This is a genomic window from Clostridium sp. RTP31139st1_H3_RTP31139_211217 (assembly GCF_040227035.1).
GTDB classification, from domain to species: Bacteria; Bacillota; Clostridia; order Clostridiales; family Clostridiaceae; genus Clostridium; species Clostridium saudiense.
On record NZ_JBCOAB010000009.1, the window covers coordinates 1 to 15682 of the forward strand.

The window sequence follows — 15682 nt, forward strand, 5'->3', positions numbered from 1 at the left end:
GCAAAAAGGAGGATTCGAATTCGAACCCTCCTTTTTTTATCGGCTAATATCAAAATTTATTTTGATACAGCCCCTTTAATTTTTATGCAATCTCTTCTTTTTTATTAAAAATAACAAATCCAACAGCAATTATAGCTAATGATATAAATATAACTTGTGCTGAAGATAATGGTGTACCTGTTTGTGGTAACTTTTCAACACTTCCTGTTCCTTTATCACTTTCTACATTTTCATTTGAATCTGGAGTTTCTGAAGGAACTTGCTCTGGAGTAATCTCTGGCTTAACTTCTACTTTTTCATCTGCAACAATATCAGTAGTATCTTCTCCGTCAATTAATAAATTATAATTTAACTTTTCTATTCCCTTTGTTTGCCATTCATTTATGATTACATCCCTCATTTCTCCAATTATTACTGGATCAATGTGTCCATCAAAATTATAGCTATCTCCACCAGTCATCAGGAAATCAATACTTGTTAGTGTGTAATATTCATCATCTTCAACTTTTGTTCCATCTGATAATCTCATTGAAGTTATTTCATCTGTTTTTGAATCATACCAAACTGTTAAACCTGAATACTGCCCCCATCCAAATCCATCTGGATTAATTCCATGCTGAATTAATTCTTTTAGCTTAGCTCCTGTTACTTTCATAGTAACTACATTATTATCAAAAGGTAATATTGTATACATATCTCCTAGTGTTAACATTCCTTTAGACAATGGCGCTCTAATACCTCCACCATTTGCAATTGCTACTTGTGTTCCTCCGGCTTGTCTCATGGCTTCTGCAACTGTAATACCAAGTGGTGTAACACCAGCATATCTATCATGATCTAAATCAAATTCTAAATCAACTATTTCAGTTGCTAAAGTTGGTGCTAATTCATCATTAAATTTAGATATTGCTTCATCAACATTTTTATCAATAGGGAAGTCATTAACTGTACTTTCAACATAGAATTGTCTTGTATTTGCATCTATACTTATTATTTCATTATTATCATCAACAGTAAAAGTAAGCACTGATAGTCCTCTACCATTATAACCAGCTTGCACAACAGGAATTTCTTTACCGTTATTGATATTTGTTACAAATCCATCTACAAATTTATGATTATGAGCTGCAATAACTGCATCAATATCATTTGCATTTGCTGCAATTTCAGCTGCTTCTCCTGTTATTACTCCATTGCTATCTTCAGTTGCTGGTGAATGAGTTAATGCAATTACTATATCTGCACCTTCAGCTCTAACTATTTGAGAATATTTATCTAAAGTCTCAATTATATCTAAGAACTTCAATCCTATTACATTTTCTGCTTTTGTACTTGTTAATGTTTCTGGAGTCGCAATACCTATAAATGCAACATTAACTCCTTCTACATCTGTTATAATATATGGAACTGCATAGTCTGGTATTGTACCTGTAGTCTCATCTATTAAATTTGCAGCAACAAAATCAAATCCTGCTTCATCAGCCCAATTTTTTATTTTATTTGAACCCCAATCATATTCATGATTGCCAATAGCTGAAGCTACCATTCCAATTTCTTTAATCATTTCATTTACTGGCTTACCTTCTAATATGTTTGATATTGCTGTACCTTGATATAAATCTCCCCCTGATACAGTTACAACACCATATGTATCGCTTGCTTCATCTTTAGTTTGATACTCTTTGATTACGCCTGTTAATTTCGCCGCACCTATATTCTTTCCTGATTCTAAAACATTTCCATGAAAATCATTAAAGCTTAAAATATCAATTACTTTATTTCCACTATCCATTTTTGATTCATCACTATTTGAAACTTCATCTACTAATTCAATAGTTTCATTAGTAATTTCATCTGCCTTTGCTATTCTAGACGGCATTACCATTCCTACACTTATTGTAAGTGCTGTAATTAATGCAATTAATTTATTATTGTTTTTTAACAAGTTTTTCCCCTCCATTTGTAAAGATAATTACATTTTATCCCTTTGTTCAATTAGCATTTTACATTATACGAATATTTTTTTCAACATTTTCTACAATATTCGTATATATTATTTTTTCCCTTTATGCTACACTAAATATTTTTATAATATATTTAATAATATTATCTTTTCTTCTTTATTTATTTCCAATGATATACTTTTATTATTTCTTACATCTTATAATTTTATATATAATACTTAATCTGAAATACTAGATTTCTTTATTGCTGATATTTCCATTCATTTTATTGTTTATACTTATATTTGTAATAAATTTTATTGAAAATAAATATTAAACTATTTCTTTTTTGTATATTTAAACAAATTTAATTCAACTTTTTCTAATAAAATTTTTATTTTAATCAAATAAATTATTTTTTTGAATAATTATTATATTAGTTAAGTAATTAAAGGTAGGTGATTAAAATGACATTAGATGAATTAGAAGTTGGAAAAACTGCTACTATTGTAAAAGTTGGAGGCAAAGGAGCATTAAGAAATCACTTTCTGGATATGGGACTTACTCCTGAAACTAAAGTTTCTCTTATAAAAACAGCACCTATGGGAGACCCAATAGAATTACGCTTACGTGGCTATGAATTAACCTTAAGACTACAGGATGCTGCAAAAATTGAAATTAAAGACATTCAAGATACAAAGTATACTGAAGATTTAAAAGAAAGAATTAACGATATTCCACATCCGCAAGTTGGTGAAATGGGCATTTATCATGTCCGTAAAAAAGGAAATGAATTACGTGAAAGTGAACCTATTACCTTTGGTTTAATAGGAAATCAAAACTCTGGTAAAACTACTCTTTTTAATCAGTTAACAGGAAGTAATCAACACGTTGGTAATTTCCCTGGTGTAACAGTTGATAGAAAAGATGGAATTATTAAAAATCATCCTGAAGCTACAGTAACAGATCTCCCTGGAATATACTCTCTTTCTCCTTATACTGATGAAGAAATTGTAACTAGAGATTTTCTTATTAATAATCGTCCTAGGGGAATAATAAATATTGTGGATGCTACTAATATTGAACGTAACCTTTATTTAACTATGCAACTAATTGAAATGGATATTCCTATGGTTCTTGCCTTAAATATGATGGATGAAGTTCAAGAAAATGGTGGTACAATTAAAGTTAATTTATTGGAAGAAACTCTTGGAATTCCAGTTGTCCCAATATCAGCTTCAAAAAATATGGGTATTGATGAACTAATAGAACATGCTATTCACGTAGCCAGATACAATGAGTGCCCTGGACGGTTAGATTTTTGTGATGAAAAAATTTCTGATGAACAAGCCGCAATCCATAGATGCATTCATGCAATAATACATTTAACCGATGATCACTCTAAAAATGCACATATCCCAGAAAGATTTGCAGCTACAAAACTAGTTGAAGGAGATCACATTATTTTAGAAGCTTTAAAACTAGATACTAATGAAAAACAAATGCTAAATCATATTATAATTGAAATGGAAAATGAAACTGGAAAGGATAGACAAGCTGCTCTGGCAGATATGCGCTTTAGCTTTATTAACAGAGTATGCGATAATACTGTTATAAAGGCCCGAGAAAGTAAATCTCATAAACGAAGTATAAAAATAGATAACATACTTACTGGAAAGTATACAGCACTTCCTTCCTTTATTGCTATTATTGCAATTGTATTTTGGCTTACTTTTAATGTAATAGGTGCTACATTTTCAGATTTACTAACTTATGGAATAAACTGGTTTACAAATATTTGTGACACTGCATTAACCTCTTATGGACTTAATCCAACAGTAAAATCACTTGTAATTGATGGTATTTTTGGTGGTGTTGGAAGCGTTCTTAGCTTTTTACCTATAATAGTTGTATTGTTTTTCTTTTTATCAATTTTAGAAGATAGTGGATATATGGCAAGAATTGCTTTTATAATGGATAAACTTTTAAGAAAAATAGGACTTTCAGGTAGAAGTTTTGTTCCCTTACTTCTTGGCTTTGGATGTTCTGTCCCTGCTATAATGGCAACAAGGACACTTTCATCTGAGCGTGATCGCAAAATGACAATTTTATTAATTCCTTTTATGAGTTGTTCAGCTAAACTTCCAATTTATGCTTTGTTCACTTATGCTTTTTTTAATAAATATCGCGTGTTAGTTATGGTTATTTTGTATTTTTCCGGAATTATAGTTGGTATTTTATTTGCCCTACTTCTTAAAAATAGTGCCTTTAAAGGTGAGCCAATACCTTTTGTAATGGAACTACCAAACTATAGATTTCCTAGTCCTAAAAGTGTTTGGCAACTAATTTGGACTAAAGCTAAAGACTTTATTACAAAAGCATTTACAATTATTTTTGTAGCAACTATTATAATATGGTTTTTACAAACTTTTGATACTAGACTTAATGTCGTAGCAGATTCTGGTAGAAGCATGTTAGCTAGTATTGGTGGATTAATAACTCCTTTATTTATTCCTTTAGGCTTTGGAGACTGGAGGATTTCCACAGCATTGATTACAGGCTTTACAGCAAAAGAAAGTGTAGTTAGCACATTAACAGTTTTATTAGGCGGGAATACATCAGCTTTATCAACATTATTTACACCTTTTACTGCATTTGTATTTTTAATATTTACATTATTATATACACCTTGTGTTGCTGCAATAGCATGTATTAAAAGAGAACTGGGCTCAAGAAAGGCTGCCCTTGGAATTGTAGTAATACAATGTGCAATAGCTTGGATTATTTCTTTTTTAATTCATATGATTGGTCTATTATTAGGATTTGTATAAAAGTGAAATCAAATACTTTAATTAATTTTATGAACTGCCCTATATTTATTTTAAAGGGCAGTTCATTTATAGGTGTACTTTACTATATTTTTAATCTAATCCTTTATTACTTCCTGGAATATTCTCCTCTTCTCCCTCAAGCATTTTATGAGCAAATTCATCTATATCTATTAACATTTGTTCTTGTTGTATTTTCTTATAAAACTCTTCTTTATCTTGTTCTTTATCTTTCATGAATAACACCTCCAATATAAATTTATTATTTGTTACTTATTCTGCCTCTTCGGAAAATTGACTATTATATAATTCTTTATAGAACCCACCTTTTTCCATTAATTCTTCATGATTTCCTTGCTCTATTATATTTCCATCCTTAATTACTAGTATTAAATCAGCACTCTTAATTGTAGATAATCTATGAGCTATCACAAAGCTTGTTCTACCTTTCATAATATTTTGCATAGCTTTTTGTAACATAAGCTCAACTCTAGTATCAACAGAACTTGTTGCTTCATCTAAAATTAAAATAGCTGGATCAGATATTATTGCCCTTGCTATAGTCAATAACTGTTTTTCTCCTTGTGATATGTTTGATGCCTCTTCATTTAAAAACATATCATATCCATCCGGTAAAGTTTTTATAAAGTGATGTACATTAGCTATTTTAGCTGCAAGTATAACATCATCCTTGGTAGCATTAAACCTACCATACTTTATATTATCTTCTATTGTTCCATTAAATAACCAAGTATCTTGAAGTACCATACCAAACATACTACGTAAATCTTCACGTTTCATATCTCTAGTATCTACTCCATCAATTTTAATAGCTCCACCATTAAGTTCATAAAATCTCATTAATAAATTAATCAATGTAGTTTTACCTGCTCCAGTAGGTCCTACTATTGCTACCATCTGGCCTGCTTTAATTTCCGCATTTAAATCATGTATTAAAATTTTATCGTCACTATATCCAAACCTTACATGTTCAAAAGAAACATCCCCTCTTGGATTATCTAATTTAATTGAAGTGCTTTTATCTTGTATTTCTTCTTCCTCCTGTAAAAATTCAAATACTCTATCAACAGCAGCAAATGCTGATTGAATTGCTGATGATAGTTGAGTTACTTGAGATAAAGGTTGATTTATTTGCCATATATACCTTATAAATGCTTGAAGATTACCAACAGTAATTCCTCCAGCAATCGAAATAACAGCTCCAAGTATACCAATAGCAGCTATCCCAAGGTAACAAATTAAAGATACTAGTGGCCCCATAGTACTTGAGATAAATTGAGCTTTAAATCCAGCAACTTGAAGTTCACCATTTATAGTGATAAACTCTTCTATTGCATCCTCTTCTTTCCCATATAATTTAATTTCATTAAATCCAGTATACATTTCTTGTACTGTTCCATTTAATTTACCTAATGCATCTTGTTGCTTCTTAAAATATCCTTGAGATTTACTTACTACCACCTTTGATACTATAAAACTTAGTGGGATTATAATCGTTGCTATTAATGCCAGCTTGATATTTATTGAATACATCATTACTAATGCTAAAACTACTGACAGTATAGAATTTACAACTTGACTTAAACTTTGTTGAAGTGCATTTGAAATAGTATCTATATCATTAGTAATCCTACTTAAAACATCCCCATAACTATTTTTATCAAAATAGCTCACTGGTAATTTTCTTATTTTATCTTGAACTGCTCCTCTCAAATCTCTCATACTATTTTGAATAGCATTAGTTAATAAGAAACTTGCTGCAAATGTTGCTAATACATTTCCTAAATATACACCTAATAATAATATTAAAACTTTTGTAATATATTTAAAATTTACACTTGCTCCCGGTACTCCCTTGATTAATTCAAAGGAATCATTGGTAAGCTGAGTTATTACTAAACCTTCAGTTTTTGGTGCAAGCGCTGTAAATACTGCTGCTATGATTATAAGTAATATTGCTGTTAAAAATCCTATTTTATAAGGTTTCACAAAAGGAGTAATTTTATTTATTGAATCCTTAATCTTTACCATTATGCTAATTCCTCCTCTGTAAGTTGTGATAATGCTATTTCTTTATATACTGAACAACTCTTTAAAAGTTCTTTATGTTTTCCACATCCAACTACTTTACCTTCATCTAATACAATAATTTTATCAGCTTCCATTATTGAACCTATTCTTTGAGCTACTATTAATACTATTGCGTCAGCTGTTTCTTTTTTTAGTTCTGCCCTTAAAATTGCATCTGTTTTAAAGTCTAAGGCTGAAAAACTATCGTCAAAAATATATATTTCAGGCTTTCTAACTAATGCTCTTGCAATAGATAACCTTTGTTTCTGACCTCCAGAAACATTTGAACCACCTTCACCTATTGGTTCATCAAACTTTAATTCTTTTTTGCTGATAAAATCGTATGCTTGTGCTGTTTTAGCACTTTCTACTACTTCATCATGACTTGCTTCCTGTTTACCAAATTTTATGTTACTTTTAATACTTCCTGTAAATAGTAATGTTTTTTGCCTTATAAATCCTATTTTCTGACGTAATGATTTAATTTTAAAATCTCTTACGTCTATTCCATCTATTTTTATGCTACCTCCCGTAACATCATAAAATCTTGGTATAAGATTTATAAGAGTTGATTTACCACTTCCGGTACTTCCTATAAAAGCTATTGTTTCCCCCTTCTTAGCTTTAAATGAAACATTTTTTATTACAGGCTCCTCTCCATCTGGATAAGTAAATGTTACATCATTAAATACTAATGTACCTTCATTATTTGTTTCTGTTACTCCTTGCACAGGATCTTTTATTATTGTTTCGGAAGTTAATACTTCTTCAATTCTTTCTGCTGAAACTTGAGCCTTAGGATACATTACAAATACATTTGAAAATAGCATTAACGAAAACATTGCATGAAATAAATATTCTATAAATGCTACTAATTGTCCAACTTGTAGTATACCAATATTAATCATTTTACTAGCAACCCAAAATAATACTATTATTGCTAAATTCAGTAATAAAAAAAATGATGGTTGCGCAACTGACATCAATTTAAATAATTTTTTTGAAATACTTGCATATTTATTATTTGCATTACTAAATCTTTTGCTTTCATAATCATCATTTCCAAAAGCTCTTATAACTCTTATTCCTGTTAAATTTTCTCTTGAAATCCTATTTAAAGTATCCAAGTTTTTTTGCTGACTTTGTGACCATGGATGAGATGTTTTTGCAATTAAAAATACACCTAATACTATAAGTGGTAATGTTACTACTAATATTAATGATAATCTTACATTTGTTTTTAATATCATAAATAAACTTAAAATAAACATTACTGGACATATCATGGCCATCCTTAGGATTGTATTGGTAAATTGCATAACTTGAAATGCATCATTTGTAGTCCTTGTTATCATAGAAGAAATGCCAAACTTATCATATTCAGTATGTGAAAATTCCTGTGCTTTCTTAAATATATCATTTCTTATATCTCTGACTACCTTTGTAGAAATATTTGCTGAAGTATATCCTAACAAAATACTACCCATAGCACCTAATATTGATATTACAACAATAACAAATCCCATTTTCTTTACATAGTTTATATCATTATAGGCTATACCTTTATCTATTACATCTGCCATTATTGTTGGTATACCCAATTCTACTAATGCAAATCCAAATACACCTACCAAATTCAGTAAGACAAGCCCTTTATATTTTTTTAAATACCTTAATATTAATTTCATTTTTCTCCTCCTTTGGTACTTTTTAATTTGCTTATTTTACCATAATAAAGTTTTTAATTCTACATATAATCTTATTTTATGTCAATAAATTATTTTTAATCTAAAATATATACTCTAAAAATAATAAAAACTGATTGTATAAAATTCTAAACTTTTACACAATCAGTTTAATATTCTTCTTAAATATTTATTTTTTATTTTCCATAAATTCCATAATTACTTTTCTATTGTTTTCATCAATCTTCAGAGCTAACCCATTACAATTAATTACTATACCTTCTAGATTTTTAGAAATAGTTAAAATATCTTCAAAAGAACAAATACTACTCTTTAGTTTACTTTTATCAAAAGCCTTATTAAATTCATACCAATCAGTAAATGCTGGAAGCCATCTTAAGCTGTCTTTATCTTTAATAACTGTAAAATTAACTTTACTTCCTTTTTCAACAACATTTGCTCCATTGCTATCAATCCCAATATTATCACTTTCTAATTTTATTGGTAATAAAAATTTAGCTCTTAAAACCTCTTCAAGCATATTTGCTTCTAACCCACGAATTACTTCTGCCTTATTCTTATAATTTTTCCCTGAATAAGCATATTGGAAAAAATATATCATAGCAAATTGAAGCTTTGGATTCATAACTGGAATTTTTCTTGCTGGTATATTACTATAATCAGGTGATGGTAATATATCATTCCTATTTATTTCTATGTTATATTGTCCATTATCAATTATAACTTTCTCAATACCCAAATAATGCAATTTACCAAATTCATTCATTACATTTAAGTTTATTAACTCCTTCATCTGTAAGAATGTTTCTTCTTTATTAAAATATTCTTCTGCTTTATCAGCAAACTCTTTTTCTGAAAATATCCATGCTCTCCCTTGAAAATCTAAATATGGATATTTAGTATTTTTATCATAAGCAATATATAATTTTTTTGTTAATTTAATCTTATTAATTAAAACTTTAGTAAATGTTATAATTTTAGTATCATAATCATAGTTTTTTAAAATTTCCTTTTCTTTAAAAACCCTTATTGTATAAATCAAAAATACAAGCTCTTGTATGGTAACCTTTTCAAACTCCTTATTACTATATTTATTATTAAATACAAATAAACTTCCTAATTCATCTTTTCTTTTATTGTCCATTCTTTCCCCTCATTCCCTTAGAATTAAAATTACTATAACTTATCTGCTTCTTTCTTTTTTAATCCCATTTCCAATTAACTTATACTTTTATATCTTCGGTGTTTTTCTCAATATTAAAACAATTACATAGAATATATTACCATAAACATGTTATAATTTTACAAGGAAAACTAAAATTAGTCAATAATTATGTTTAAATCTTAGTTTTCCTTAAATATTTAATATATATTTTCTTACTTTACATTCCCTTTTTCATATTCTCTATAAAATTCAGTTAATATATCATACTCTTCTTTTAAAAAGAAATTTTGGTTATTTCTTTCATCAACTTCTTTTTGAGTATATCCTAAAGTTCTAGCCTTATTTTTCCACAATTCAATTAACCCTAATCTAACATTTTTATTTTTATCCATAATATGTTCTCCTTTAAGCATTTATTTTTTCACTATTATATCACATTTTACATGTACTATAACTTAAACTTAATATAAATACATTATTATATTACCATCTATAATTGTACCCATACATTAGAATGTTTATTTTATTTAGTGTATCTTATTAATATGGAAATTATTGTGGAGGTTTTTTTATGTCAAATAAAAGTGTTAATACTAAAGATATTACAAAAATAGCTATAATGGCTGCATTAGTCTTTGTAGCAACATACTTAATTAAAATTCCATCATTAAATGGATATACTCATATTGGTGATTCCATGGTTATCCTATCTGCCTTTATTTTAGGAAAGAAAGAAGGGGCATTAGCAGCTGGTTTAGGCGCAGCATTATGTGATTTATTGAGTGGATACATGCAATATATAATTCCTACATTTTTTATTAAAGCTATCATGGTTATAATCATTTGCACAATTGCACACAATTTAATTAATAAAAATAAATTCGCTTGGATTATAGGCTGTATTCTTGGATGTGCATTTCAGGTATTAGGTTATGCTTTATTTGAAACTATACTATATGGATTTCCTGCTGCAATCGCATCAATCCCTAGTAATATTATTCAGTCAATTGTTGGTATAGTTATTGCCCTAGTTTTAGCTACAGCACTTGAAAAATCTAATGTATTTAAAAAATTAAAAAAAGTATAAATATAAGCCTGTTAGCTCATATCTAATATGAATTAACAGGCTACCTGTTTTACTACTTATCATTAGGGTTTAATGCTGCATATACATACGTATCCCAATATATTGGATTTCCTTCTAAATCTAAATGAAAATAAACATTTTTTCTAAAATAAGCTTCTCTTTTTAATCCAATCTTCTCCATAACCTTCCAAGAAGCTATGTTCTGTGGCGCACATTCTGCATAAACTCTGTGTACTCCTTATTCAAATGCATATTCAACTATTGCCTTACTAGCTTGAGTACCATATCCTTTATTTTGATAATTTTCATTTAATACATATCCTAATTCTCTGTTATTAAATTCCCTTTTCCCTAAATATATATTTCCAATAACCTTATGAGTCTCTTTTAGCTCAATAGCAAAAAATTCATCACTTTCGGCTCTAAATTTTATTTCTTCTTTTGATTTCTCTTTTTTAAAATCCGGATATCCTTCAAATTCTGCATCTATTCGTTGTAGCATATATTCTCTTAAATCTTTCTCATCTTTTAATTCAAAATTACGAATAATAAGATAATCTGTTTCTATTCTCATTTTATTAACTCCTACCCCTTTTAACTTTATACCTCTTTATTTTTAGTATATCAATATAAAATTTTACATTCAACAAACTAAAAAATCCTATTATATGAATTCTAGTACATACTATTTCTTTTATATTATATTTTTTAATAAAAATACTAATGTAAAACAAAACTCCTTTTACATTAAATCACTGTAAAAGGAGTTTTATTCTTATTATTTAAATACTAGAATCCAAATGGAATTCCAAATGCAAAGAATCCTAGTAAAAGTATTGTCCATCCAATTAAGAAGCTTACTGAGTAAGGCATCATTAATCTTATCATATCACCAATTGTATATTCTGGCTTATACTTTCTCATAAATACTAATATTATACCTGCATAAGACATTAATGGAGTTATTATATTAGTTGATGAGTCAGCAACTCTATAAGCTGCAGCTACAACTTCTGGTGTCATATTTGAATTTACTTTATATAACATTGGTAAGAATATTGGACCAAGTAACATCCATTTTGAAGTTAATCCTCCAACAAATAAGTTTATTACCGCTGTAATAAGTATAAATCCTATTATTAAAAGAATTGGATACTCTGATAAATTCATAGCTTTTAATAAATTACCACCTAAGTAAGTAATATAAGTTCCAAGTCCACTCTTAGATAATAATGCTAAGAAGTTATATGAGAAGAATGTTAAAACAAGAACTGATCCCATAGATCCCATTTGTTTAGACATACCTTTAACTACATCATTAGCTGTTTTAAACTTTCCAACTTTTATACCATAGAATACCCCTGGCATAAAGAATAAGAATGTTATTATTAATATAATATTATCCATAAATGGTGTTACTTTCGAACCATCTGAATCTATAAAAGTCTTTAAAGGACCAAAATATAATCCTATTACACATACAGCTGCAATTAAAAATCCTAAACCAGCAAACTTAAGAGCTTTATTTTCAACAGGCTTAACTGTAAAGTCATCTAAGTTCATATCCTCTGGAATTATATAACTTTCTTTTTCAAGTCTTGGCTTAATTATCTTTATAGTTACAAAAGCACCTATAGCTGCTAACATAAATGTAGATGCAACTACGAAGTAATAGTGCATAGTAGCTGGATTTAAAGCTTGTCCAGCAGCATTAGTAAAAGGAATTCCCTGTCCTTCTGCAAATATCTTCGCATTATTACCAATTATTATATCTATTGGTGTAGCTGGAATTAAGTTAGCACTGAATCCTGCTGAAACCCCTGCAAAAGCCGCAGCCATACCAATAAGTGGATTTTTCTTTAACCCTGCATATAAAAGACCTGCTAGAGGTATTAAAATTACATAACCTGCATCAGTAGCTATACTACTCATGATTCCTAAAAATACTAAAACTATTGGAAGCATTTTATCTGAAACTTTTAATCCAACCTTTTTTATTAATGTAGATAAAAGTCCTGACTCTTCTGCTAAACCAACACCTAGCATAACAACTAGAATTGTACCTAGTACCCCTCCACCATATGCTAACCAGTTAGTAAGTAATGCATTTGAAAATATCCATTGAACATTTTCTGCATCAAACATATTTAAAATAGTATGAGTTGTATAAGTTCCATCACCATTCATAACATCAAATGTTTTTCCTCCTAAGAAGAAAGTTGCCGCTAAAACAACAACATAAAATATTGCAAATATTATAACTGGATCTGGTATTTTCTTCCCAATCTTTTCAATTAAAGATACTTTTCTCTTTTCTTGCAAATCAATTACTTTTTCTTCTGTTCTTTGTTCCATTTTATCCCCCCACGTTTTTCACTACAAATCTATAGTTAATTTAGTATTATTTTACTATACCATTATCAATTTATCAACCTTTTTCGATTATTTATTGCAATTTTTTTATAAAAATAATTATATATTTTAATTTTAATAATAATTTATTGTGTTTCCGTAATTTTTCTTGAATTTACAAAATTTCCTCGCATCTTCACTTTTAAAATATTTTTATAATATTTGCCAATAAAAAAATCTGAACATCTTTTGTCCAGATTTTTTATTTCATTAACATAAAACTATTACTTTATAAATGTAACTACTTCTTCTATTTTTTTACGTGGTGGTGAATTTGGAACATCATCTTCAGCAACTCCAAGTGCTATCATTGACATTAAATTATATCCTTCTTTTTCAAAGTTAATAAGCTCTTCAATTTCTATTTTAGAATGAGTTGGTCCTGTCATGTAACATGTTCCATATCCTAGTTCTGTCGCTGCTAATAAGAAATTTTCTATAGCTGCTCCTATACCTTGTGCTGCGGAATTAGGGAATTTTAGCTCATTAATAATATCTTGACTAGCATTATTATCTCTAAGTATTGTCTCTTCTACCATATAATATTCTTTTGAATAAACAACAACTAATACTGGCGCATTCCTAAAGCAAGTATAATAAGAAAGTAAATTCATCATAAGTTTTCTTTGTTTTTCTTCTTTAGCCATTTCTGCTAAATTTATATGATTTTTAGTTACTATATCTGCTATTTTATTAATTAATTCATTATTTTGAATTACAACAAAATGCCATGTTTGCTGATTTTTTGGAGAAGGCGCATGTATAGCAGCATCTAACATTTTAATAATATCTTCTTCTTGTACTTCTATATCTTTGAATTTTCTAATACTTTTTCTATTATAAATAAAATCTAAATTTTTCATATGTTATCTCCTTTTTTTTATTTACTTATTTTTCATCTTATTTCATTATTTTTCATATGACAATACCTTTTTGAAAATTTTAATATTATCCTCTATAAAACTTTAAATTCATAATTTAAAAATCATCTATATAATAAATCTAATATTCTAATTATAAAATAAAAAAGGCAGACTTCAGGAATCATTGCTTTAGACCCTATTGTCTTACCTTATAATTTTTTATCTTCTTTTTTCATTTTTAATATATCACTTAAACACTTAAAATTTAACAATATTATCTTCCTTTCTCACACTATAGTTCATTACTCTTCCACAATTTTTTATAATATACAAAAGGTGCTAAAAGAATAATTCTTGTCTTTTGCACCTTCTTTTACTTAATATACTTATATATTATTATTTTTTAAATTTATTGTGATCAATTTAATTCATTAATGTAATTAACATTTCTTCAACAGAAAAAACATCATTAGTTTCAAATATTTCTGCTAAACTTTCAATATTTTCTTCTAAATGCTCAATATCCTTTGAATACATATGGCTAATATCAACTATATCCGCATCATTAAGCTGACCTTCTTCAGTAAATCTTACAATACATAACTCCTTAATCATCAAGTAACTAACTATTGCTGTTTTTATCTTTGCAGATACATCATAATCAAATACTGCTTTCATAAAGTATCTAAATATAAAGTAGACTAATATATGTTCAAACTTATATATCTTTTCTTTATAATACTTATTAAATGCCTTATGCTTAGATAAATACACCTCTTTATCATCTTCACTTTGCCAAAAATATCTTATAGCATCATCTAAGCCTAAAGGATCATTAGGAGTTATATGCTTTAATCTCTTAAACACATTAAAATATTCCTTCATATTATGATATTTATAATTTTCTTTATTATTATATTTCTCCAATGTAGTGATAACATCTTTTACAAAATTTCTATCAAGATATTTTTCCCTAATAAATCTTATATCTGAAATATCATTTTCATCTATTTTATCTTGAATTTCTTTAGTGAAATATAATACTATTGAAGCTCTTACATTTAAATCAATCTCTCTATCTTGAATAATATCTAATATTATTTTTCTACATTGTATAAGTTCTAAATAAAGTTTTGCATTAATATCATTATAACTATTTACTTCTTCATCATTTTCATCTAACTCAAAAGTAGCTTTCTTTGAATTTCTTAAAATTATTCTTGCAGCTTCAGGACATGATAACGAAATTCCAACTTCACGTAAACTTCCAAATTCCTCTGTATACCTTGGATACTGTTTACAAGTATAACAAAGAGCATCTTCTCCAACATTCTTATAAATATCACATAATTTTTTTTCATCTAAAAACGGACAATTATTTCCCCTTAATACAAATATATTTTCTCCAGCATCATGTACTATTTCATTTCTTAGTCTCTCACCAAAAGGTCCTTCAACCTTTTGATACTTTTTATAAGTTTCATCATCAATTACTATTCCCCATCCGGCACAACATGTATCTTCACATTCTGAAGATATACATTTAAAATCTTTAAAATATTCTGGTACTCTTATTTTCATTTTCTA

Annotated in this window: 13 protein-coding genes; 2 read left to right on the forward strand and 11 right to left on the reverse strand. The window is 28.0% G+C overall.

Going from position 1 to position 15682, the window contains the following annotated elements:
* Window positions 1-82: 82 nt before the first annotated feature.
* Window positions 83-1945 (reverse strand): 5'-nucleotidase C-terminal domain-containing protein, encoded by a 1863-nt coding sequence (locus ABUA17_RS05610; protein WP_195951234.1) that lies wholly within the window; start codon window positions 1943-1945, stop codon window positions 83-85.
* A gap of 465 nt (window positions 1946-2410) precedes the next feature.
* Between ABUA17_RS05610 and feoB the strand changes: the two genes are divergently transcribed.
* A complete protein-coding gene (feoB, locus tag ABUA17_RS05615) occupies window positions 2411-4774 on the forward strand; it encodes a ferrous iron transport protein B (protein WP_042393747.1) in 2364 nt (787 codons plus the stop codon).
* A gap of 90 nt (window positions 4775-4864) precedes the next feature.
* Here the strand turns inward: feoB and ABUA17_RS05620 are convergent, their stop codons facing one another.
* The 5 genes from ABUA17_RS05620 to ABUA17_RS05640 form a co-directional block, all read right to left on the reverse strand.
* A complete protein-coding gene (locus tag ABUA17_RS05620) occupies window positions 4865-5008 on the reverse strand; it encodes a hypothetical protein (RefSeq protein WP_156327341.1) in 144 nt (47 codons plus the stop codon).
* A gap of 36 nt (window positions 5009-5044) precedes the next feature.
* On the reverse strand, window positions 5045-6823 hold the full coding sequence (locus ABUA17_RS05625) for an ABC transporter ATP-binding protein (RefSeq protein WP_055291990.1): 1779 nt from the start codon (window positions 6821-6823) through the stop codon (window positions 5045-5047).
* The gene (locus ABUA17_RS05630) at window positions 6823-8550 is read right to left on the reverse strand and encodes an ABC transporter ATP-binding protein (RefSeq protein ID WP_055275200.1); all 1728 of its coding nucleotides are present in this window, start codon (window positions 8548-8550) and stop codon (window positions 6823-6825) included. The genes ABUA17_RS05625 and ABUA17_RS05630 overlap by 1 nt, the downstream gene beginning before the upstream one ends.
* Window positions 8551-8737: 187 nt before the next feature.
* Entirely contained in the window at window positions 8738-9712 is a 975-nt protein-coding gene (locus tag ABUA17_RS05635) for an SseB family protein (RefSeq protein WP_195951235.1), read from the reverse strand.
* A 233-nt stretch (window positions 9713-9945) separates the two neighbouring features.
* The gene (locus ABUA17_RS05640) at window positions 9946-10125 is read right to left on the reverse strand and encodes a hypothetical protein (protein ID WP_055291988.1); all 180 of its coding nucleotides are present in this window, start codon (window positions 10123-10125) and stop codon (window positions 9946-9948) included.
* 179 nt (window positions 10126-10304) lie between these two features.
* Here ABUA17_RS05640 and ABUA17_RS05645 point away from each other — a divergent pair, with 179 nt between their 5' ends.
* Window positions 10305-10820 carry an ECF transporter S component gene (locus tag ABUA17_RS05645; protein WP_154820479.1) on the forward strand — a complete coding sequence of 172 codons (516 nt, stop codon included), beginning with the start codon at window positions 10305-10307 and terminating at the stop codon, window positions 10818-10820.
* A gap of 52 nt (window positions 10821-10872) precedes the next feature.
* Here the strand turns inward: ABUA17_RS05645 and ABUA17_RS05650 are convergent, their stop codons facing one another.
* The 5 genes from ABUA17_RS05650 to fliB all read right to left on the reverse strand — a co-directional run bounded on the left by ABUA17_RS05650 (window position 10873) and on the right by fliB (window position 15676).
* Entirely contained in the window at window positions 10873-11001 is a 129-nt protein-coding gene (locus tag ABUA17_RS05650) for a hypothetical protein (protein WP_260457827.1), read from the reverse strand.
* 57 nt (window positions 11002-11058) lie between these two features.
* The gene (locus tag ABUA17_RS05655; protein ID WP_242833211.1) at window positions 11059-11394 is read right to left on the reverse strand and encodes a GNAT family N-acetyltransferase; all 336 of its coding nucleotides are present in this window, start codon (window positions 11392-11394) and stop codon (window positions 11059-11061) included.
* Between the two features lie 215 nt (window positions 11395-11609).
* Window positions 11610-13175, reverse strand: coding sequence for an AbgT family transporter (locus tag ABUA17_RS05660; protein WP_042393727.1), 1566 nt, complete (start codon window positions 13173-13175; stop codon window positions 11610-11612).
* Window positions 13176-13456: 281 nt separating this feature from the next.
* A complete protein-coding gene (locus tag ABUA17_RS05665) occupies window positions 13457-14095 on the reverse strand; it encodes a nitroreductase family protein (protein WP_042393724.1) in 639 nt (212 codons plus the stop codon).
* 423 nt (window positions 14096-14518) lie between these two features.
* Entirely contained in the window at window positions 14519-15676 is a 1158-nt protein-coding gene (gene fliB / locus ABUA17_RS05670; protein WP_042393722.1) for a flagellin lysine-N-methylase, read from the reverse strand.
* Between the last annotated feature and the right edge of the window lie 6 nt (window positions 15677-15682).